16 protein-coding genes are annotated in these 17179 nt (G+C 40.8%); 11 read left to right on the top strand and 5 right to left on the bottom strand.

Annotation, left to right across the window (positions count from 1 at the left end; genetic code table 11):
• Positions 1–311 precede the first annotated feature (311 nt).
• From ACRYKC_RS00080 to ACRYKC_RS00070, 3 genes are read left to right on the top strand one after another with little or no spacing between them, the layout of a single operon-like run.
• Positions 312–1772 carry a circularly permuted type 2 ATP-grasp protein gene (locus tag ACRYKC_RS00080; protein WP_433804610.1) on the top strand — a complete coding sequence of 487 codons (1461 nt, stop codon included), beginning with the start codon at positions 312–314 and terminating at the stop codon, positions 1770–1772.
• Entirely contained in the window at positions 1765–2727 is a 963-nt protein-coding gene (locus tag ACRYKC_RS00075; protein WP_433804609.1) for an alpha-E domain-containing protein, read from the top strand. The genes ACRYKC_RS00080 and ACRYKC_RS00075 overlap by 8 nt, the downstream gene beginning before the upstream one ends.
• A gap of 24 nt (positions 2728–2751) precedes the next feature.
• On the top strand, positions 2752–3603 hold the full coding sequence (locus ACRYKC_RS00070; protein WP_433804608.1) for a transglutaminase family protein: 852 nt from the start codon (positions 2752–2754) through the stop codon (positions 3601–3603).
• A 47-nt stretch (positions 3604–3650) separates the two neighbouring features.
• Here the strand turns inward: ACRYKC_RS00070 and brnQ are convergent, their stop codons facing one another.
• The gene (brnQ, locus tag ACRYKC_RS00065; protein WP_433804607.1) at positions 3651–4967 is read right to left on the bottom strand and encodes a branched-chain amino acid transport system II carrier protein; all 1317 of its coding nucleotides are present in this window, start codon (positions 4965–4967) and stop codon (positions 3651–3653) included.
• A 348-nt stretch (positions 4968–5315) separates the two neighbouring features.
• Here brnQ and ACRYKC_RS00060 point away from each other — a divergent pair, with 348 nt between their 5' ends.
• Complete coding sequence (locus ACRYKC_RS00060) at positions 5316–7172, top strand: cation:proton antiporter (RefSeq protein ID WP_433804606.1); 1857 nt, start codon at positions 5316–5318, stop codon at positions 7170–7172.
• Between the two features lie 169 nt (positions 7173–7341).
• On the opposite strand, the gene ACRYKC_RS00055 is transcribed toward ACRYKC_RS00060, so the two are convergent.
• A complete protein-coding gene (locus ACRYKC_RS00055) occupies positions 7342–7521 on the bottom strand; it encodes an SE1832 family protein (RefSeq protein WP_433804605.1) in 180 nt (59 codons plus the stop codon).
• A 122-nt stretch (positions 7522–7643) separates the two neighbouring features.
• On the opposite strand from ACRYKC_RS00055, the gene ACRYKC_RS00050 reads away from it, so the two are divergent.
• From ACRYKC_RS00050 to ACRYKC_RS00035, 4 genes are all read left to right on the top strand, one after another.
• Positions 7644–8513 (top strand): GNAT family N-acetyltransferase, encoded by an 870-nt coding sequence (locus ACRYKC_RS00050; protein WP_433804604.1) that lies wholly within the window; start codon positions 7644–7646, stop codon positions 8511–8513.
• 208 nt (positions 8514–8721) lie between these two features.
• Positions 8722–9279 carry a TRAP transporter small permease gene (locus tag ACRYKC_RS00045; RefSeq protein ID WP_433804603.1) on the top strand — a complete coding sequence of 186 codons (558 nt, stop codon included), beginning with the start codon at positions 8722–8724 and terminating at the stop codon, positions 9277–9279.
• Between the two features lie 35 nt (positions 9280–9314).
• The gene (locus ACRYKC_RS00040; RefSeq protein WP_433804602.1) at positions 9315–10580 is read left to right on the top strand and encodes a TRAP transporter large permease; all 1266 of its coding nucleotides are present in this window, start codon (positions 9315–9317) and stop codon (positions 10578–10580) included.
• 69 nt (positions 10581–10649) lie between these two features.
• Complete coding sequence (locus tag ACRYKC_RS00035) at positions 10650–11681, top strand: DctP family TRAP transporter solute-binding subunit (RefSeq protein WP_433804601.1); 1032 nt, start codon at positions 10650–10652, stop codon at positions 11679–11681.
• A 65-nt stretch (positions 11682–11746) separates the two neighbouring features.
• Here ACRYKC_RS00035 and ACRYKC_RS00030 read toward each other — a convergent pair whose 3' ends face one another.
• The 3 genes from ACRYKC_RS00030 to ACRYKC_RS00020 all read right to left on the bottom strand — a co-directional run bounded on the left by ACRYKC_RS00030 (position 11747) and on the right by ACRYKC_RS00020 (position 14083).
• Entirely contained in the window at positions 11747–12697 is a 951-nt protein-coding gene (locus ACRYKC_RS00030) for an MFS transporter (protein WP_433804600.1), read from the bottom strand.
• Positions 12698–12723: 26 nt separating this feature from the next.
• Positions 12724–12930, bottom strand: coding sequence for a hypothetical protein (locus ACRYKC_RS00025; protein WP_433804599.1), 207 nt, complete (start codon positions 12928–12930; stop codon positions 12724–12726).
• A gap of 76 nt (positions 12931–13006) precedes the next feature.
• The gene (locus tag ACRYKC_RS00020; RefSeq protein ID WP_433804598.1) at positions 13007–14083 is read right to left on the bottom strand and encodes an AI-2E family transporter; all 1077 of its coding nucleotides are present in this window, start codon (positions 14081–14083) and stop codon (positions 13007–13009) included.
• 189 nt (positions 14084–14272) lie between these two features.
• Between ACRYKC_RS00020 and pepT the strand changes: the two genes are divergently transcribed.
• The 3 genes from pepT to ACRYKC_RS00005 all read left to right on the top strand — a co-directional run bounded on the left by pepT (position 14273) and on the right by ACRYKC_RS00005 (position 16891).
• The gene (pepT, locus tag ACRYKC_RS00015) at positions 14273–15502 is read left to right on the top strand and encodes a peptidase T (protein ID WP_433804597.1); all 1230 of its coding nucleotides are present in this window, start codon (positions 14273–14275) and stop codon (positions 15500–15502) included.
• A 12-nt stretch (positions 15503–15514) separates the two neighbouring features.
• A complete protein-coding gene (locus ACRYKC_RS00010; protein ID WP_433804596.1) occupies positions 15515–15811 on the top strand; it encodes a YciI family protein in 297 nt (98 codons plus the stop codon).
• A 291-nt stretch (positions 15812–16102) separates the two neighbouring features.
• Positions 16103–16891: a TerC family protein gene (locus tag ACRYKC_RS00005; protein ID WP_433804595.1), complete on the top strand. Its 789-nt coding sequence runs from the start codon at positions 16103–16105 to the stop codon at positions 16889–16891.
• Positions 16892–17179: the final 288 nt, after the last annotated feature.

The raw sequence follows: 17179 nt of genomic DNA, 5'->3' as shown, positions 1-17179 counted from the left end.
TTTCTCCTCCTCGTGAACTTGTTTAATAAACAACTCTTTCCCTCGAAGGGTCTGCTTAAAACTAACCTGATAATGTTATACAGATTTAATAAAAAAAGTAATGCAACTATAGATAGATTGAACACGAGCCTTCAAGAATAGGAAGTTTATTTGATAACTCTAAAGTAATTTAAAACCATTCTGTATATCCATAATCTGGATGACCTGAGGGGGTAGTTTGGGTTAATTTTGTGCAAATTTTCTTACAATTTTTGTGTAGTTGAGCTAAACTAAGGGTATGGTTCTATATCATGTTGAATGGGGGAGATGGAGTGCTTAAAAATTATGAAGTAGGATCTTTTTTTGACGAAATGATGGAAGAGACAGGAGCACCGAAGACACATTACCAGTGGTTTCATCAGCTGATCGGTCAATTTTCTGACCAAGAACTAAAAGAAAAGCATGAAACAGCACAACTGAACTTTCTTCGCCAGGGAATTACTTTCACCGTGTATAATCATACAGGTGGAACTGAACGTACGATGCCTTTTGACTTTGTTCCGATTATCATACCGAAACAACAATGGAAAAAGGTCGAAAAGGGAATTCAGCAGCGTATCAGTGCCCTCAATCATTTCCTCGAAGACGTGTACCACGAGCAAAGAATTGTTGAGGCAGGCATCATTCCAAGGGAACTGATTGAGAACAACCCTTATTATTACGATAAACAAATTGGCGGGGTGAACATTCCATTAAATAACCACGTCTTCTTAGCTGGTGTAGACTTGATCAGAGATGAGAATGGGGAGTACCGCGTTCTTGAAGATAACCTGAGAAACCCTTCAGGAATGTCTTATGTTTTTCAAAACCGTTATGTAATGAGGCAAGTATACCCAGAATTGTTTTTCCAGCATTCAATAGAGACATTGGAACATCAGTTATCAGAACTGCATAATGCACTAATCAGTCATGTGCCAAAAAATGCAGATCCTCACAAGACACCGACTGCCGTACTTTTGACACCAGGTATGTACAATTCCGCTTACTATGATCATGTATTCTTAGCTCAGCAGATGGGGATTGAACTCGTTGAAGGAAGAGACTTGATTGTAAAAGATGATGTTGTTTATATGAAAACGATTCGCGGTTTAAAACGAGTTGATATCATCTATAGGAGAATCGATGATGACTTTCTCGATCCGGAAGCTTTCCGTCCTGATTCCATGCTTGGAGTTTCCGGTTTATTAAGAGCTTATAAAAAAGGGAACGTTTCTATTTTGAATGGGATTGGAAATGGGGTAGCCGATGATAAGGCTATGTACGTTTACGTGCCAGACATGATTCGTTTTTATTTGGATGAAGAGCCGATTATTCCAAATGTAGAAACTTACTTCTTAAGTGATCCTGAAAAACTTGAATACGTGCTTGAGAACTTGGAAGAACTCGTCGTAAAAAACGTAGGGGCTTCCGGTGGGTATGACATGTTGATCGGACCTCAATCTGATGAAGACTTAAGGAATGAATTCAGAAGAAAAATCATAGAAAAACCACATCAATACATTGCCCAGCCCACTATTAAGCTTTCAAGAGCACCTGCTTACCAAGATGGACGTTTCTATCCTTGCCATGTCGACTTGCGTGTTTTTGCAATGAGCGGAGATTACACGAACGTGCTGCCTGGTGGTTTATCCAGGGTTGCATTGAAGGAAGGTTCCTTAGTCGTAAACTCTTCCCAAGGCGGGGGCGGCAAGGATACATGGATATTGAGTGAAGGAGGACAACCGAATGCTTAGTAGAGTAGCCGACTCGTTATATTGGATGGCACGAAACATTGAACGTGCGGAGAACAATTCAAGAGTACTTAGTGTTCAGCTGATTCATATGCTGGAAGCATCTGATCAGGAGATTGTGGACCGCGATTGGGCGGAGGTATTGGAGATTTGTGCTTCAGAAGCCGAGTACCTGGACCGTTACGAGCGCTTGGACAGAGATGCAATCATCCAATACTTAACGATCAGTCCATTAAATATGAATTCTCTTATGAATAGTATGGTGTATGCAAGGGAGAATGCCAGATCCACTCGTGACATCATTCCGCACGAGCTTTGGGAAGTACTAAATGAGTTCCATCTAGCCCAAAAGGACTGGCAGGAGATGGCGAATACAAGACAGCATACCCAGGATTATTTGAAAAAAGTAATTAGAACTTCAATGTCAGCCCAGGGTGTTATCGAATCAACAATGAGCCGCGGCATTCCCTATTCTTTTATAAAAGTTGGAAAATGGGTAGAGCGTGCAGAAAAAACGGCTAGAGTATTAAACGTCATTTGCGAAAAGAACCGTAAAGAAGCTGTACATCACACAGACAATTACTATTATTGGCTTACTGCTTTGCAGTACTTAAATGGGTACGATGCTTACATTAAAGAAAATCCTCCAACGATGGAGTCGAGGAACGTCTTAAATTTTTTAATCAAAGAAGCCACGTTCCCGAGATCGATCCGCTATTGTATGAACCATGTGCTTGAAGCAATTCACAACCTGGAGTCTGGAAAGGTCTCTCATTACTCTGAGGATTTGTTCCAAATGTTGAAATTGGTTCAGGATGAAATAAGTGAAACGAATATTGATGAAATGAATATGGAAGAGTTAATGAGATTCTTGGATCATTTCCAAGATCGCTGTCATACCGTAAGTCGAATGTTCTCAGAAACTTACTACTTAATTGAACCAGTCCATGCCAAGTGAACACAGACATCAGGGGGAAATGGAATGAAATTTCAAATTGAACATACCAATACTTTTTATTACGAAAACTTTGTTGATCAAAGCATGAATCACATTCGCTTGAAACCGCGTACAGATGAGTGTCAAAGGTTATTGGCCTACCGGACTGAAATTAGTCCAAATTCACTGATTAAAGAGCATATCGACCTATGGGGAAACCATGTTGAAACGTTTTTTATTCCAGAAAAACACGAACATTTAACAGTAAGAACCATTTCGACGGTAAGTATTCAAAAGAGCCCATTCATCCGAATGATTCATACCTCTGAAGAGATGCTTAACATCTTTCATTCAGAGCTGTTTAAGCATCATTATTTAGCTTATTTAAATGAAACTCCGTACACCTTCTTATATAAAGAACAAATTGAAGAGATCGTGAATGCTGTGGGAGACCCTTCAGACCCGATTCAGTTTTCCATCGACTTGATGGCCTATATTAATCAATCGATTATCTATAATACAGGTATAACGCATGTGAATACAAAAGCATACGAGTCATGGCCGTTAAAAGGAGGGGTTTGTCAAGATTACGCTCACATTATGATTGGAGTATTAAGGTCAAAAGGGATCCCTGCCCGGTATGTTAGTGGATATCTATATGTTGGGGAAGATTCCGCGTTGATCGGGGATGCCGCGACCCATGCCTGGGTGGAAGTGATGGTTCCCGGCATAGGCTGGGTAGGCTTGGATCCGACGAACAACGTTGAAGCGCTTGAGCAGCATATTCGTATCGGAACAGGTAGAGATTATGCTGATGTGAGTCCGCTGCAAGGTGTTTACCGCGGTGGAGGGCAAAACCTGGATGTGAAAGTAAGTGTAACTTTACTTGACAACTAATGAAGCAAGATCCCCCACAGATTGCGATAATCCGTGGGGGATCTTTTTTAATTCTGATAGCTTTCTGAAGCGGATGTCTGCCCTTTAATAAATTGAATAAGAGCTCCGAGTAAGCCTCCGATTATTGCGGGAGCGATCCAGCTTAAGTTTAAATCAAAGAACGGTAGCTGACTAATCCAAGGAGTGATGCCTGACATGTCCATACCAAAAGCGGCAAGTCCATCATATAGTGCCACGAATGATGTGAAAATCACAGCACCTCTATAAACATATCGAGAGTGGTTAAACAGACCTCCCATGAAGGTAAGAGCAACTAAAACGATTGTAATTGGATAAACAAAGACAAGAACGGGTACAGAATAAGCAATAATCTGGTTTAAGCCAATATTCGAAATTCCAAGACTTATAAGGGTAACAACAGTGATTACTACCTTATATGAAAGACCTGAGATTCGTTTAGAAAAGAACTGTCCACAGGCAACAGTCAACCCTACACAGGTTGTAAAGCAAGCGAGTGCTACAATAACTCCTAGTAGGAGCGTACCTGGCTGTCCGTACATAAGCTGCGCAGCTCCTGATAGGATGGCACTTCCATTAGCAAAATTTCCTTCTGTAGCCATCTTGGCACCAATCCAGCCGATAGCTACATAGACGCTTGCTAGCCCAACAGCTGTTACAAGTCCTGCTTTAAGCGTTCGGATCGTCAATTCTTTAGGGTTTGTAACGCCTCTGTCACGGAACGATGTAACCACAATGATTCCAAAAGCCAAGGAAGCTATAGCATCCATCGTCAAGTAACCTTCAATAAAGCCCGCGAAGAATGGCTGACTTGCATACTTTTCACCAGGACTCTGGATGGGACCGTCCAATAGAAAGAAGCTTCCAATCACAAGACCAAGAATAGCCAGGAACAAGGCAGGAGTTAAAAACTGACCGATGCGATCCACAAGCTTGGACGGATTCAGACTTACCAAGAAAACTAAGGCGAAGAATATAATGGAATAAATGAATAAGGTCAAAGGTGATCCATTTAAAAAGGGCACGACTCCTGTTTCAAACGCAACGTTAGCCGCTCTGGGAATAGCAAAGAACGGGCCAATGACTAAATAAACCATTGCGGTGAAATATAAACCAAACAATGGATGAACTCTTCCGGCTAATTGTATCGCTCCATTTTTAACTAATGAAATTGCAGCAACAGTGATGATGGGAAGACCAACCCCAGTAAGGACAAAGCCCGAAATGGCAGCAACATAAGACGTTCCGGATTCAATTCCTAATGATACCGGATAGATTAAGTTGCCAGCTCCGAAAAACAAAGCAAATAGCGTGAAACCGATAAATAAGGTGTCTCTTGACTTCATAGTAAGCCTCCTCTTGGTGTCTATAATATGCGTAAAAAAAGCTCTCCTATCCAAGGATGAGCGGTATGGTCCAATGGCTGAAATATCCAATAATTCGACATAATTCTTTCTTTTTTTCTATTCACCGCAGTAATGTTATCAATGTCGAAAAATTATGTCAATCCTTTTTTAGAATATTTTAAAGGTTATGATTGCCATATAAGTAAACGCTTACAACTAATGATATAAATTTTGGAAATGTCTAAGCATAATACAATATAGTTTACAGATGATAAGTCGGGTTATAGAATATGGCTATATCATTTAACATCGGAAGAATATAACCTTTTGAGATGAGGGATACAATACATGGTTGATTCGCTGTTACTCCAATTCATGTTGATTGGGATATTAGGAGTCGGATCTCAATGGGTGGCCTGGCGTTTTCGTTTACCTGCCATCGTCGTCATGTCCATTGTAGGTTTGCTTGCTGGTCCCGTACTTGGAATAATGAATCCTGAAGAAGATTTTGGAGATTTATATAAACCCATCATTTCACTAGCCGTTGCTGTCATCCTTTTTGAGGGCAGCTTGAATTTGGACTTTAAAGAAGTGAGAGGGCTTGGACGTCCTGTTTTTCGTATCGTCACAATAGGTGCTTTTTTAAGCTGGATTCTTGGTGCACTGGCGGCCCACTATGTTGCAGGACTGTCATGGGCTGTAGCTTTTGTCATAGGTGGACTTTTTATTGTAACGGGTCCGACCGTCATATTGCCTCTTTTAAGACAGGCAAAATTAAAGCCTCGTCCAGCAAAAATATTAAAATGGGAAGGGATCATTGTTGATCCCATCGGGGCGTTACTTGCTGTATTTGCTTTTGAAATCATCGAATTTATCCTTGGAACGGATGTAAATCCATCTGCCTTGTTTACGTTCTTCCTGGCTTCGGTCTTTGCTGTGTTGCTGGGGCTAGCGTGTGGTAAAGGTGTTGGCTGGATGTTCGAAACAGGATACGTTCCGGAGTTTCTCAAATCACCGGTAGTTTTCACTGTCGTGATTGCTTGTTTCACAATTGCAGATGAAGTTACCCATGAAACAGGACTTTTATCTGTTACGGCTATGGGGATGACGCTTGCGAATATGCATATCTCATCGATTGCCGATATGAGGCATTTCAAGGAAAACATTTCCTTATTATTAATATCAACGATCTTTGTTATGTTAACAGCTTCTCTCACGCAAGAAACCTTAGTGGAGATTTTCAACATACAAACGATTGGATTTGTATTATTGATGCTTTTCATCGTTCGTCCATTATCGATTTTTATATCGACATGGGGGACGGATTTATCAAAATCAGAGAAGTTATTAGTTGGGTGGATTGCGCCTAGAGGAATTGTAGCGCTTACTGTTGCTAGTTATTTTTCCAGTATACTCCTTGATTCGGGGTTCGAAGATGCTTCGATTTTAATTTCCATCACTTTTGCGCTAGTGTTCACAACGGTTGTGGCACACGGTTTTTCTATTGGATGGCTTTCAAAGAAGCTTGGACTTTCTATGGAAGGTCCTCCAGGCGTCTTAATTTCTGGTGGCAGTCCCTTTTCTACAGGGGTAGCAAAAGTATTAGAAGAGTTGAAAGTACCTGTGCTCATTGCAGATTCCTCATGGGAGCGATTATCGAAGGCACGTTCTACAGGAATCAAATCCTACCACGGTGAAATATTGTCTGAGCAGACGGAATACTATCTTGATATGACACCGTACGAATATTTAATTGCTGCTACGGAATTGGATTCTTATAATGCTCTAGTATGTACCACGTTCGTACCTGAATTTGGGCGTAACAACCTTTTCCAGCTAAGCTTAAGCAACAGGGAAGGAGACAATCTTGAAGGGCTCGTTCATACTATTGGTGGACGTGTTCTTTTCAAGGAAGGTGCTTCGTGGGAAGAACTAAATGACATGGTTGAAAATGGCTATGTCTTCCGAAAGACCAATATTACAGAACAATATACGTATAAGAAATATCTCGAAAATATTGATGATCATGCTCTTCTACTTTTCATAAAGAAACCTACAGGAAAAATCGAATTTTACAGTTCTGAAGTAGATCTGAGAGCAGAGAATGGAGATGTTGTCGTCTCCCTAACACCTCCAAGTAAGGAATTTGAGAGAATTCAGGAAAAACTTGAGGAACAAAGAAAAGATCCTAAAAAAAATAAATGATTGAAAAAAAGGCTGGGCCAGAAGTGTTTTAGCCATTTTAAAACCCGAATGATGGTGAATTCTTATGATAAGACTTTCCCATCGTTCGGGTTTTTTATTTTAGGATAAGCGCAGCACGTCCAATTATATCCATTGTTTCAGGCGCTGTTCATTATGGTCCAAGCTCTTTTTACTTTCTTTCAGCTAGCTGCTTGTTCAATTCTTTTAGCTCGTTTTCGATTCGCTCAAGCTGGGCTTCTGCGTTGGACACATTGGCTCCATTAGCCTCAAGCTTATCTAAGTCCCCTTGTATTCTTACATAGTCAGATTTTAGAAAGGTAATTTGATCTTGGATTTCCTTTTTTGTCATAGAGCTCACTCCTTTCTTTTATTGTAGAAGGTGTGTCAAGGACGTATAATAGTAGTAATTTTCCTATTTGTCTATTAATTCATTTAGTCCAGGTTCATTTTCCCAGGGGAGGGGTAACGTGTATGAGAGTTATAAAGCAAAGTGATGGAAAGCAATTTTATGAAACAGTGGAAGGGCTATTGATAGACAGGGAGGCAGAAAATAACCTGCCCATAGGTATCCTTCAACGGATGATTGAGAACACTACTGATGAAGAGGCCTATTTATTACATATTGAAGAGGATGGTCTCCCTGTTTACCTTGGAATGTGCACACCTCCTCACTTATGGATTCTTCCCTCTGTGGAAAGTGTAGCTGCTAAGCATATTCAATGTTTAGTCCGCTACCTTTTTGATCATAACTATGATGTACCTGGTGTGCTTGGAGAAGAACAGGCGGTCCATTGGTTTATAGAAGCATGGAAGCGACTGGATCCACCATTAGTAGCAAGGCTTCATATGAGGCAGGGGATTTTCCGTCTTGATGAATTGCAGCCGATTCTCTCTCAAGAAGGGAAGCTAGTCATTGCAGAACATGCTCATATCCCTTTAATCACAGATTGGCTGGAAAGGTTCGGTGTAGAAACGAACGAGCGTCTTATTAGTAAACAGGCTGAGGAGCTTGCTCAAGATATGGTAGGGACACAGAGAGCGCATCTTTGGCTAGTGAACGGAGAGCCTGTTTCGATGGCAAATCGTGCGCGGAAAACTCCGAATGGTGCAACGATCAATGGTGTTTATACTCCAGATCTGCACAAGAGAAAAGGCTACGCTTCCCAAGTCGTATGGGCGCTCACTAAGAAACTTCTAGATCAAGGGTGTGAGTACTGCGCTCTCTACACTGATTTAAGTAATCCAACCTCCAATTCTATCTATAAAAAAATCGGCTACAAATGGATCGGGAATTCATTGGTTTATCATTTTGATTCAAAAGAATCAAGTTCAGAAAGCTGAATAAACAAATATAGAGTATTTGCTGCTTGCATGATGGTATTTATACGAAATGGCTGATATTCCTGCTCAATTCTTCGAGAGAAGCAAATATCCTGTAAAGAGACTCAATTTTCTGTCTAGTATCATTTGTGGGTAGGTCAAAGGTTCGATATGATTTTAAGTAACTAGGCTTTTTCAGCTTTTAGAATAGAACAGGAGGCGTAATTATTTGAATCTATTAAAAGGCTTAGACAAATTAATATTAAAAATAGAAGAATTTATACTTAGTTACGCTGTTATTATTATCGCATTGATGGTGGTAGGAAAAGCTCTCAGCCGTGCACTTTTTAACTATTCACCGCCATTTGCAGATGAGGTCAGTCAAATTGCCATTGTTGTGGCTACATTTATGGGGATTAGTTACGCAGCTAGGAAAGGACGGCATATTAGTATGTCGGCTTTTTATGATCTAGCACCATTCAAGGTGCGTAAAATTCTCGCTATCTTCATCCCCCTAGTAACAGCTATCGTTTTATTTGTACTTACTTACTTTTCAGCATTATATGTCTATGATGTATATGAGTCAGGACGGGTAACATCTGCGTTACAGATGCCGGCTTATTACTTGTACATTTTCATTCCTATTGGTTTTCTCTTGGGAGGCATCCAATTCCTAAGAAATATGTGGATCAATATTAAAGATCGGAATGAAGTCTACCTTGGAACCGATGCGAAAGATTATAACGATCAAACGAAGCATGAAGTTCATGAAGGAACACATTTATAACCAAACAAAAATAAAGATGCAGAAAGGATAACAATATGGTTGCCACTCTATTGACAATCATGGTGGTCCTTCTACTTTTGAATTTTCCAATGATGATACCGCTGATGGCGGCGCCGTTAATTGTATTATTCATGTATTTTCCGAATTTGGACCCCATGATATTAATGCAGCAATTTTCCACAGGAATAGAACCGTATGTACTATTAGCTGTACCCTTGTTTATCTTTGCAGCAGATATTATGACAACAGGGAAGACCTCAAATCGTCTATTGGATTTCATTGGCTCATTCATCGGGCATGTCCGAGGAGGATATGCGGTAACAACAGCTGCTGCCTGTACTCTTTTCGGGGCTATTTCCGGTTCTACTCAGGCTACGGTCGTAGCTATTGGTAAACCAATGAGAGAAAGACTTTTGAAAATCGGGTATAAAGATCCGACGGCTATCGCTCTTATTATTAATTCCAGTGATGTAGCCCTGCTGGTTCCACCAAGTATTGGAATGATCATCTACGGATTGGTGTCAGGAACTTCAGTAGGGGATCTTTTCATTGCTGGAATCATACCTGGGATTATCGTATTTTTAAGCTTTGCGATTTATAGTGTGATTTATGCTAAGACGAAAGATATTCCACTGGCAAAAAAAGCTTCTTGGAGCGAGCGGATGAAGATGACAAGGAAGGCTCTTCTTCCTCTTGGTTTTCCTATCATTATTATTGGGGGAATCTATACAGGTATCTTCAGTCCAACAGAGGCTGCGGGTATGTCTGTGCTTTATGCGTTTATCTTAGAAGTAGTCATTTATCGTTCTATCCACCTTAAAGAATTGCCAAAGATCGCACGTTCTACAGGACTTGTGACGTCTGCTGTCTTCGTATTAGTAGCCGGCGGTCAGGCTTTTACGTGGGTAATTTCATTTGCTCGAATTCCCCAGATGATTACAGAGACAGTATTAGGTACGGATCCAAGTGCTGTCTATGTATTGTTGATGGTAACAATATTCTTCTTTATCGGATGTATGTTTGTAGATCCGATTGTAGTCATACTCGTTTTGACACCGATTTTCTATCCCGCGGCCATGGGGGCAGGCATTGACCCTGTACATTTAGGAGTAGTGATTACTTTCCAGGCGGCGTTAGGTTCAGCGACTCCGCCATTTGGAGTTGATATCTTCACAGCAAGTGCCGTGTTCAACAAACCTTATTTGGAAGTTATCAAAGGAACACCGCCGTACATTATTATGCTGGTGGCGATTTCTATACTTCTTATATTCTTTGAAGAACTTTCGCTTGTGTTATTGTAAGCGGAATTCTATATAAAAAATTGGGAGGTCATTACAATTTTAAAGAAAAAGAGTTTACTGACTGTAGCTATGTTGTTTGTAGTAAGTATTGTTTTAGCTGCTTGCGGGGGCGGTAACGGTGATGAAAACGCAGGAGGCAGTGAGGGACAGACATATAACTGGAAATTTGTAACTGAAGAAGTGGATGGACAAGTTCAATATGAATACGCTGAAGAATTTGCTAAACGAATGAAAGAAAAGTCAGATGGAGCTGTAAACATTGAAGTTTATGAATTCGGCGGCCTAGGAAGTGAAACCGACCAAGTAGAGCAGCTTCAAAATGGAGCGGTAGAAATGGCAGTTATGTCACCAGGTTTTACAGGTAATATGGTGAAAGAAGGCCAAATCTTTGCTTTACACTTCCTTTTCCCGGATAGTGTAGAAAAAACACAACAAATTTTGAATGATAGTGAAGCACTGAATAAAGATTTACGTGCTAAATATGAAGAGCATAGTATTTCACCTTTATCCTACTGGACAGAGGGAGCTATGCAATGGACGTCCAGCAAAGAAATTTCAGAACCAGCTGATTTCCAAAACTTCAAAATGCGTACACAAACCTCTCCATTGATTTTGGAGTCCTATAAAGCCTATGGCGCAGATCCTACGCCGATGAGTTGGTCAGAGCTTTATACAGCGCTTGACCGTGGAACAGTAGAAGGTCAAGAAAACCCTATTTTCTTCATCGGTGACGCTTCTTTCTATGAAGTCCAAGATTATATGACGATTTCTAACCACAACAACTATGTTGCCATGACGACAGTAAATACAGACTGGTATGAAGGTTTAAATGATGAGATGAAAACCATGGTAGATGAAACAGTCACTGAAATGCAGGAATGGGTATTTGAGGAGCAAAAGGCTCAAAATGAAAAATGGTTGGAACAAATTAAAAATGACGATGAAAATCCAACTGAAATTGTAGAGCTGACAGAAGAACAGCGCAAAATGTTTAAAGAAAAAGCTATGCCTGTTCGTGACTTTTATCGTAGTGACGTCTCTACAGTAGATGGTCAAATCTTAGACAAGCTCCAAGAAGAAATAAAAGCTGCAGGTGAATAACGCTTCATAGAAGTGGTAGCTTTACTCTATAGGAACACCCGTATCAAGGCTGATACGGGTGTTTCTTATGTGCCTGTCCATGGTTCTGATTGTTTTCTATAATCGAAAAAAGTAAGGACTAAGACAGCTAAAAACATAATACTCGATAACTTGAAAAGAGTAGCTGTGTTGACAAAGTTATAAATGAATCCGAGGATGAAGGCACTGGAACCAATGCCTAAATCAATGGACGAGTAGTACATCCCGTTTGCAATCCCACTTCTTTCCGTTGTAGTTTTGGAAATCACCCAGGCTTGCAGGGCAGGCATCATAGATCCGAAGCCAATACCGAACAGTGCTCCAGCGATAATCAAGTGAAGGTTTGAACCGGCAAGAGATAGAATCCACATCGCGATGAAAGATATCAGAGAACAGACCATAATCAGTTTCCACGGACCTTTTTTATCAAAATATTTACCCGTCAAAGGCCTGGAGATCGTTGCAAAAACCGCATTGAAAAAGTAGAAAAGGAAGGTTCCTGATAAACCCTGTTCGTTTCCAAAGATAACAATATACGTCACAACGGCTCCATATCCGAAGGTGTTAAGGAACGTGACAAGAGCAGGGTAACGACTTTTTTGCTCAATTAAAGAACCGAAGAAAGAAAATTTCGGTGGATTATTTTGATTTTGATAAACACTGTCAGGAGTGACGAAACTTGTGACGGAAAACAAGACAATTGCCACACCCCCTAATGCTACAGCAATCCAAACAAGAAGATTGAAGGAATAGTTTTGATAAAGATAAATACCTAAACTAGGTGCCATGATCATCCCCACAGTGACCGATAACCCGAAATATCCCATCCCTTCACCGACCCGTCTTCTTGGAACTAAATCAACGGCCGCAGTTCCATTGACAGTTGTTGACCATCCCCATGCGATACCGTGAATAAAGCGGATAATTAAGAGAATGACTACTATTTGGGTAACCGGATACAGAGCAGTCATAATCAGCAAAGATATCGATCCGATCATAACCAATAACTTTCTCGGTTTTGTCATTAACAAATGGCCAATGAAAGGGCGAATATAGCAGCAAAAGCAAAGGTTGTCGTAATCAATCCGATTTGCAGACTGCTTCCCCCAATAGATTCTATGTAGGGAGGAAGGTTTGGAAGGAGCATTTGGAAGCTCATAAAGGTGAATAAGTTCGCTAAAATCAGGAATATAAAGGGCCAAGTCCAAAGTTTTGGCAAAGGCTGGGACATTCTATGAACCTCCTTATTGTAAATAAAAAAATGAACCCGCTATGAAAATCATAGCGGGTCCTTCAAGATACTACAATTATTTAATATCGGCTGCGTCTTTTCTGTCCAGCCATTCATGGTAAAAGTGACTAACGATCGCTTTTATAACAGCATAGGCGGGTATAGCGAAGATCAAGCCTAAAAATCCTGCTAAGCTCCCAGCTGCCAAAATTAGTGTGATAATCGTTAAAGGGTGAATGTTCAATGCTTTTCCCATAACGTTTGGGGAGACGAAATTTCCTTCGATTTGTTGAGCGACCACCATGATTACGGCAACCCAAACGACTAAGACAGGGTCCTGGAAGAAGGCGACAAGGATAGCAGGGATGACCGCAAGAAATGGACCAACAAAAGGAATCACGTTCATAAACATAGCAAACAACGCAAGCGTTAACGAGTATTCTAAATGGATAATGAGGTAGCCGATAAGAAGCAGCAGCCCCACCACTATACTGACGGTCATTTGCCCAAGTATAAAGGAATTCAGCGTATGATCAACGGAGTGAGCTAATTTTTTAAAACTCTTAGCTTTTCGTTTACTCAAAAATTGTGTGATGAAAGGAACGAGCTTATCTCCATCTTTCAACATGAAGAATAGGAAAAACGGAATCAATACTAGGGCAAAGACAAAACCAATTAACTGACTAATCACATTGATAATAATCATGGACGCATCCTGAAGATAGGATTGCAGGTTTTGGATAACGTTTTGTATTGTGCTATCGAACTGGCTAGGAATGATATCTTGATTTTGCTGCCAGTAAGTAACGGTTTCGGTCAGCATGTCTATCATCCGTGGCATATTATTGACTAATCTTGAAAACTGCTGCTGGGCAATTGGTGCAATGAATTGGGTGATTAGAAAACCTACAAAAATAAACAATAGGAATATAATCAAAATCGCTAACAGCCTAGGAATTTTATAGTTCTCTAGGAAGTGAAGAACAGGTCTTGAGATGTAAAATAATATTCCCCCTCCAATCAACGGAAGGGCAATTGCCCCAAGATAAGTGAAGAAAGGAGCAAAAAAGAAGTGAATTTCGTGCAATAAAAGAATGAGCAGGGAAGCTAAGATCCCGGCTACTAGGGTTTGGAACCATTTTTTATGAATCAAACGTGTCACACCTTTATGTAGATAGAATGATTACCTAAATGTTATTCGATACTTTCAACTGAAATTCCTTTAGAATAAGCAATAATTCAAGAATAGCTAATCACCCAATTTCAATCAACAGATTTACTTTAAAATGAATGATTTATAAACTGAATATAGATTTGTACATAATTCGAGGGGGAGTACACTATGAAAAATGAGCTTTTGAAGAGATTTAAATCTTATGTCACGATCGATACACAATCGAATGAGTTTAGTGAGACAACACCATCCACAACTGGCCAGTGGGAACTAGCTGAAAAACTGGTATCAGAGCTGAAGGGAATAGGAATGGAAGAGGTTACGATTGATGAGAATGCGTATGTGATGGCTACACTTCCTTCTAATACAGAGAAAGATGTACCTGTTATAGGATTCTTAGCCCATGTAGATACAGCGACTGACTTCACTGGGAATAATGTCAATCCGCAAGTAGTTGAGAACTATGAGGGGGGAGACATCAACTTAAATGAAGATGTGGTGCTATCACCTAAAGACTTTCCTGAACTAGAAGAATATAAAGGTCATACTTTGGTCACGTCAGATGGTACGACATTGCTGGGCGCTGATAATAAAGCAGGAATAACCGAAATTATGACAGCGATGAATTACTTAATTCAGCACCCCGAAATCAAACATGGAAAAATCAGAGTAGCGTTTACCCCAGATGAAGAAATTGGACGCGGTCCTCATAAGTTCAATGTGGACAAATTTGGAGCATCCTATGCTTATACCGTCGACGGGGGACCATTAGGAGAGCTGCAATTTGAGAGTTTTAACGCGGCAACGGCCAAAGTAGACTTCTATGGGAATAGTGTACATCCAGGAACGGCGAAAGGGAAAATGGTCAACGCCGTAAAAATGGCGATTGACTTTCAACAGCAGCTTCCTGTTGAGGAAGCACCGGAACATACGGAAAAATATGAAGGGTTTTACCATCTCCATTCATTTAAAGGTGATGTAGAAAAAGCTTCACTAGTCTATTTAGTTCGAGATCATGATAAAGCAAAATTCACTGGCAAGAAGAAAGCAATGCAGTCACTGACTAAAAGGCTTCAAGAAAAGTATGGTAAAGAGCGTGTGAGTATTGAGATAAATGATCAATATTACAACATGGGAGATAAAATTAAACCGGTAAGGCAGATCATAGACATCGCTCATGAAGCGATGGAAAATTTGAATATTGCACCTCTTGTGAAGCCGGTTCGCGGCGGAACGGATGGGTCACAGTTATCTTACATGGGACTGCCTACTCCTAATCTTTTCACAGGGGGAGAGAACTTTCATGGAAAATACGAATATATCTCCTTAGATAATATGGAAAAAGCAACGAATGTTATTGTAGAAATTTCTCGTCTTTTTGCAGAAAAAGCTAAATAAGAGGAGGGTTTTATGGAATATTTGTATAGACTCACCCTAATCAAACGTTTGCTTAAGGAAGAAAATTGGACGGAGGACGACGAAAAGGTAGTGTCTGAACACTTTCACCACTTAAAGAGCTGGACAGAAGCAGGCAAAGTAGTGATGGCTGGAAGAACAACGAATGAGGATGTAAGCCAATTTGGTATTGTGATATTCCACGCTGACAACGCTCAACAAGCAGAGCGACTGATGGGCGAGGAACCGGCCGTAAAGAAAGGAATTATGAAGGGGGAATTATTTCCGTTTAGGATTGCGCTTCAAGGGTAAACTTCCATTAATGAATAACGAAGAACTTAAGTCATCATACTAAGGTATATTCGATTGAAGTGGGCGTTGACCCGTTGACAAAAAGTAGTTGCGTGCTAAGATTGGGATAGAATTTAGCATTCCTAAAGGGGAGTAGCTGGACAATAAAGTCGTCACTTCGGGATAATTCCCCGGCTTTATTGGCAACGAACGTTGTTAGCGAGACCTTTACCCACAGTGGTAAAGGTCTATTTTATTGGTCTTTACCACTATGGTAGGGACCATTTTTTGTTGAAGAAGGAGAGAAGAATCGTGGATGCACAATTACTGATAGAATACGGATGGGTTCTACTTGTATTAGTCGGTCTGGAAGGAATATTGGCCGCTGACAATGCGCTTGTGCTAGCCATCATGGTCAAGCACCTTCCAGAGAAGAAAAGGAAAAAAGCTCTGTTTTATGGCTTGTTTGGTGCATTTTTACTTCGTTTTGGGTCATTATTTGTTATTTCCTTCCTCGTAGATGTATGGCAGGTGCAGGCGCTAGGCGCTGCTTACCTATTATTCATCTCAGGAAAACACTTATATGATAAATGGAAATCGAAGAATGAGGAAGACGATGAGAAAGAGACCGATGATTCAGCTGAACCAGAGCGGGGCAAAGGGTTCTGGGCGACTGTCCTTAAGGTTGAACTTGCTGACCTTGCATTTGCTGTAGACTCGATCCTTGCTGCTGTTGCCCTGGCCGTAGCTCTCCCTGATACAGGTCTCCCTGAGGTAGGAAGCCTTGATGGAGGTAAATTTGGTGTTATTCTTGCTGGGGGTATGATTGGTATTATTATCATGCGTTTCGCAGCGAACTTCTTTGTGAGAATCTTGCATTCTAGACCTGGGCTGGAGATCGCTGCTTTCGTAATCGTCGGCTGGGTTGGTGTGAAGTTAGTCGTGGCTACACTTGCTCACCCGAATGTTCATATTCTAAGTGAGGATTTTGCTCATTCGGCGTTATGGAAAATTATATTCTATGCCGTACTAGTAGCTATTGCAGCTGCCGGATGGTTCTTCTCCCCTAAAAAAGAGTCGAAAGAACAAGGTCAGGCATAATCATCAACCGCAAGAGTTTCTCTTGCGGTTTTTTTATTCAACTATATAGCAGTATTCTGGAAGATTCGATTCCGAGATATCGTGGGTTTGTATATGTAATAGTGTTAGGGATGGCTGGAAAATAACTCGCTTTCCTGTGGGGGAACTGCCGAGCCTCCTCGTTCGCTTCGCTCTCTGTGGGGTCTCGTCTAGGTCCTTCTCCCACGGGAGCCTCGTCATTTCCCAGCCATCCCAGCTGTCATTAACCTCTCAAACCCACCTGGTTTCAGCATTTAGAGTGAGGCTAAA

This window comes from Halobacillus sp. A1-3 (genome assembly GCF_050971765.1).
Taxonomy (GTDB): domain Bacteria; phylum Bacillota; class Bacilli; order Bacillales; family Halobacillaceae; genus Halobacillus; species Halobacillus mangrovi_B.
The sequence above is the reverse complement of the archived record's forward strand: the minus strand, read 5'-3'. Positions and strand labels throughout refer to the sequence as shown.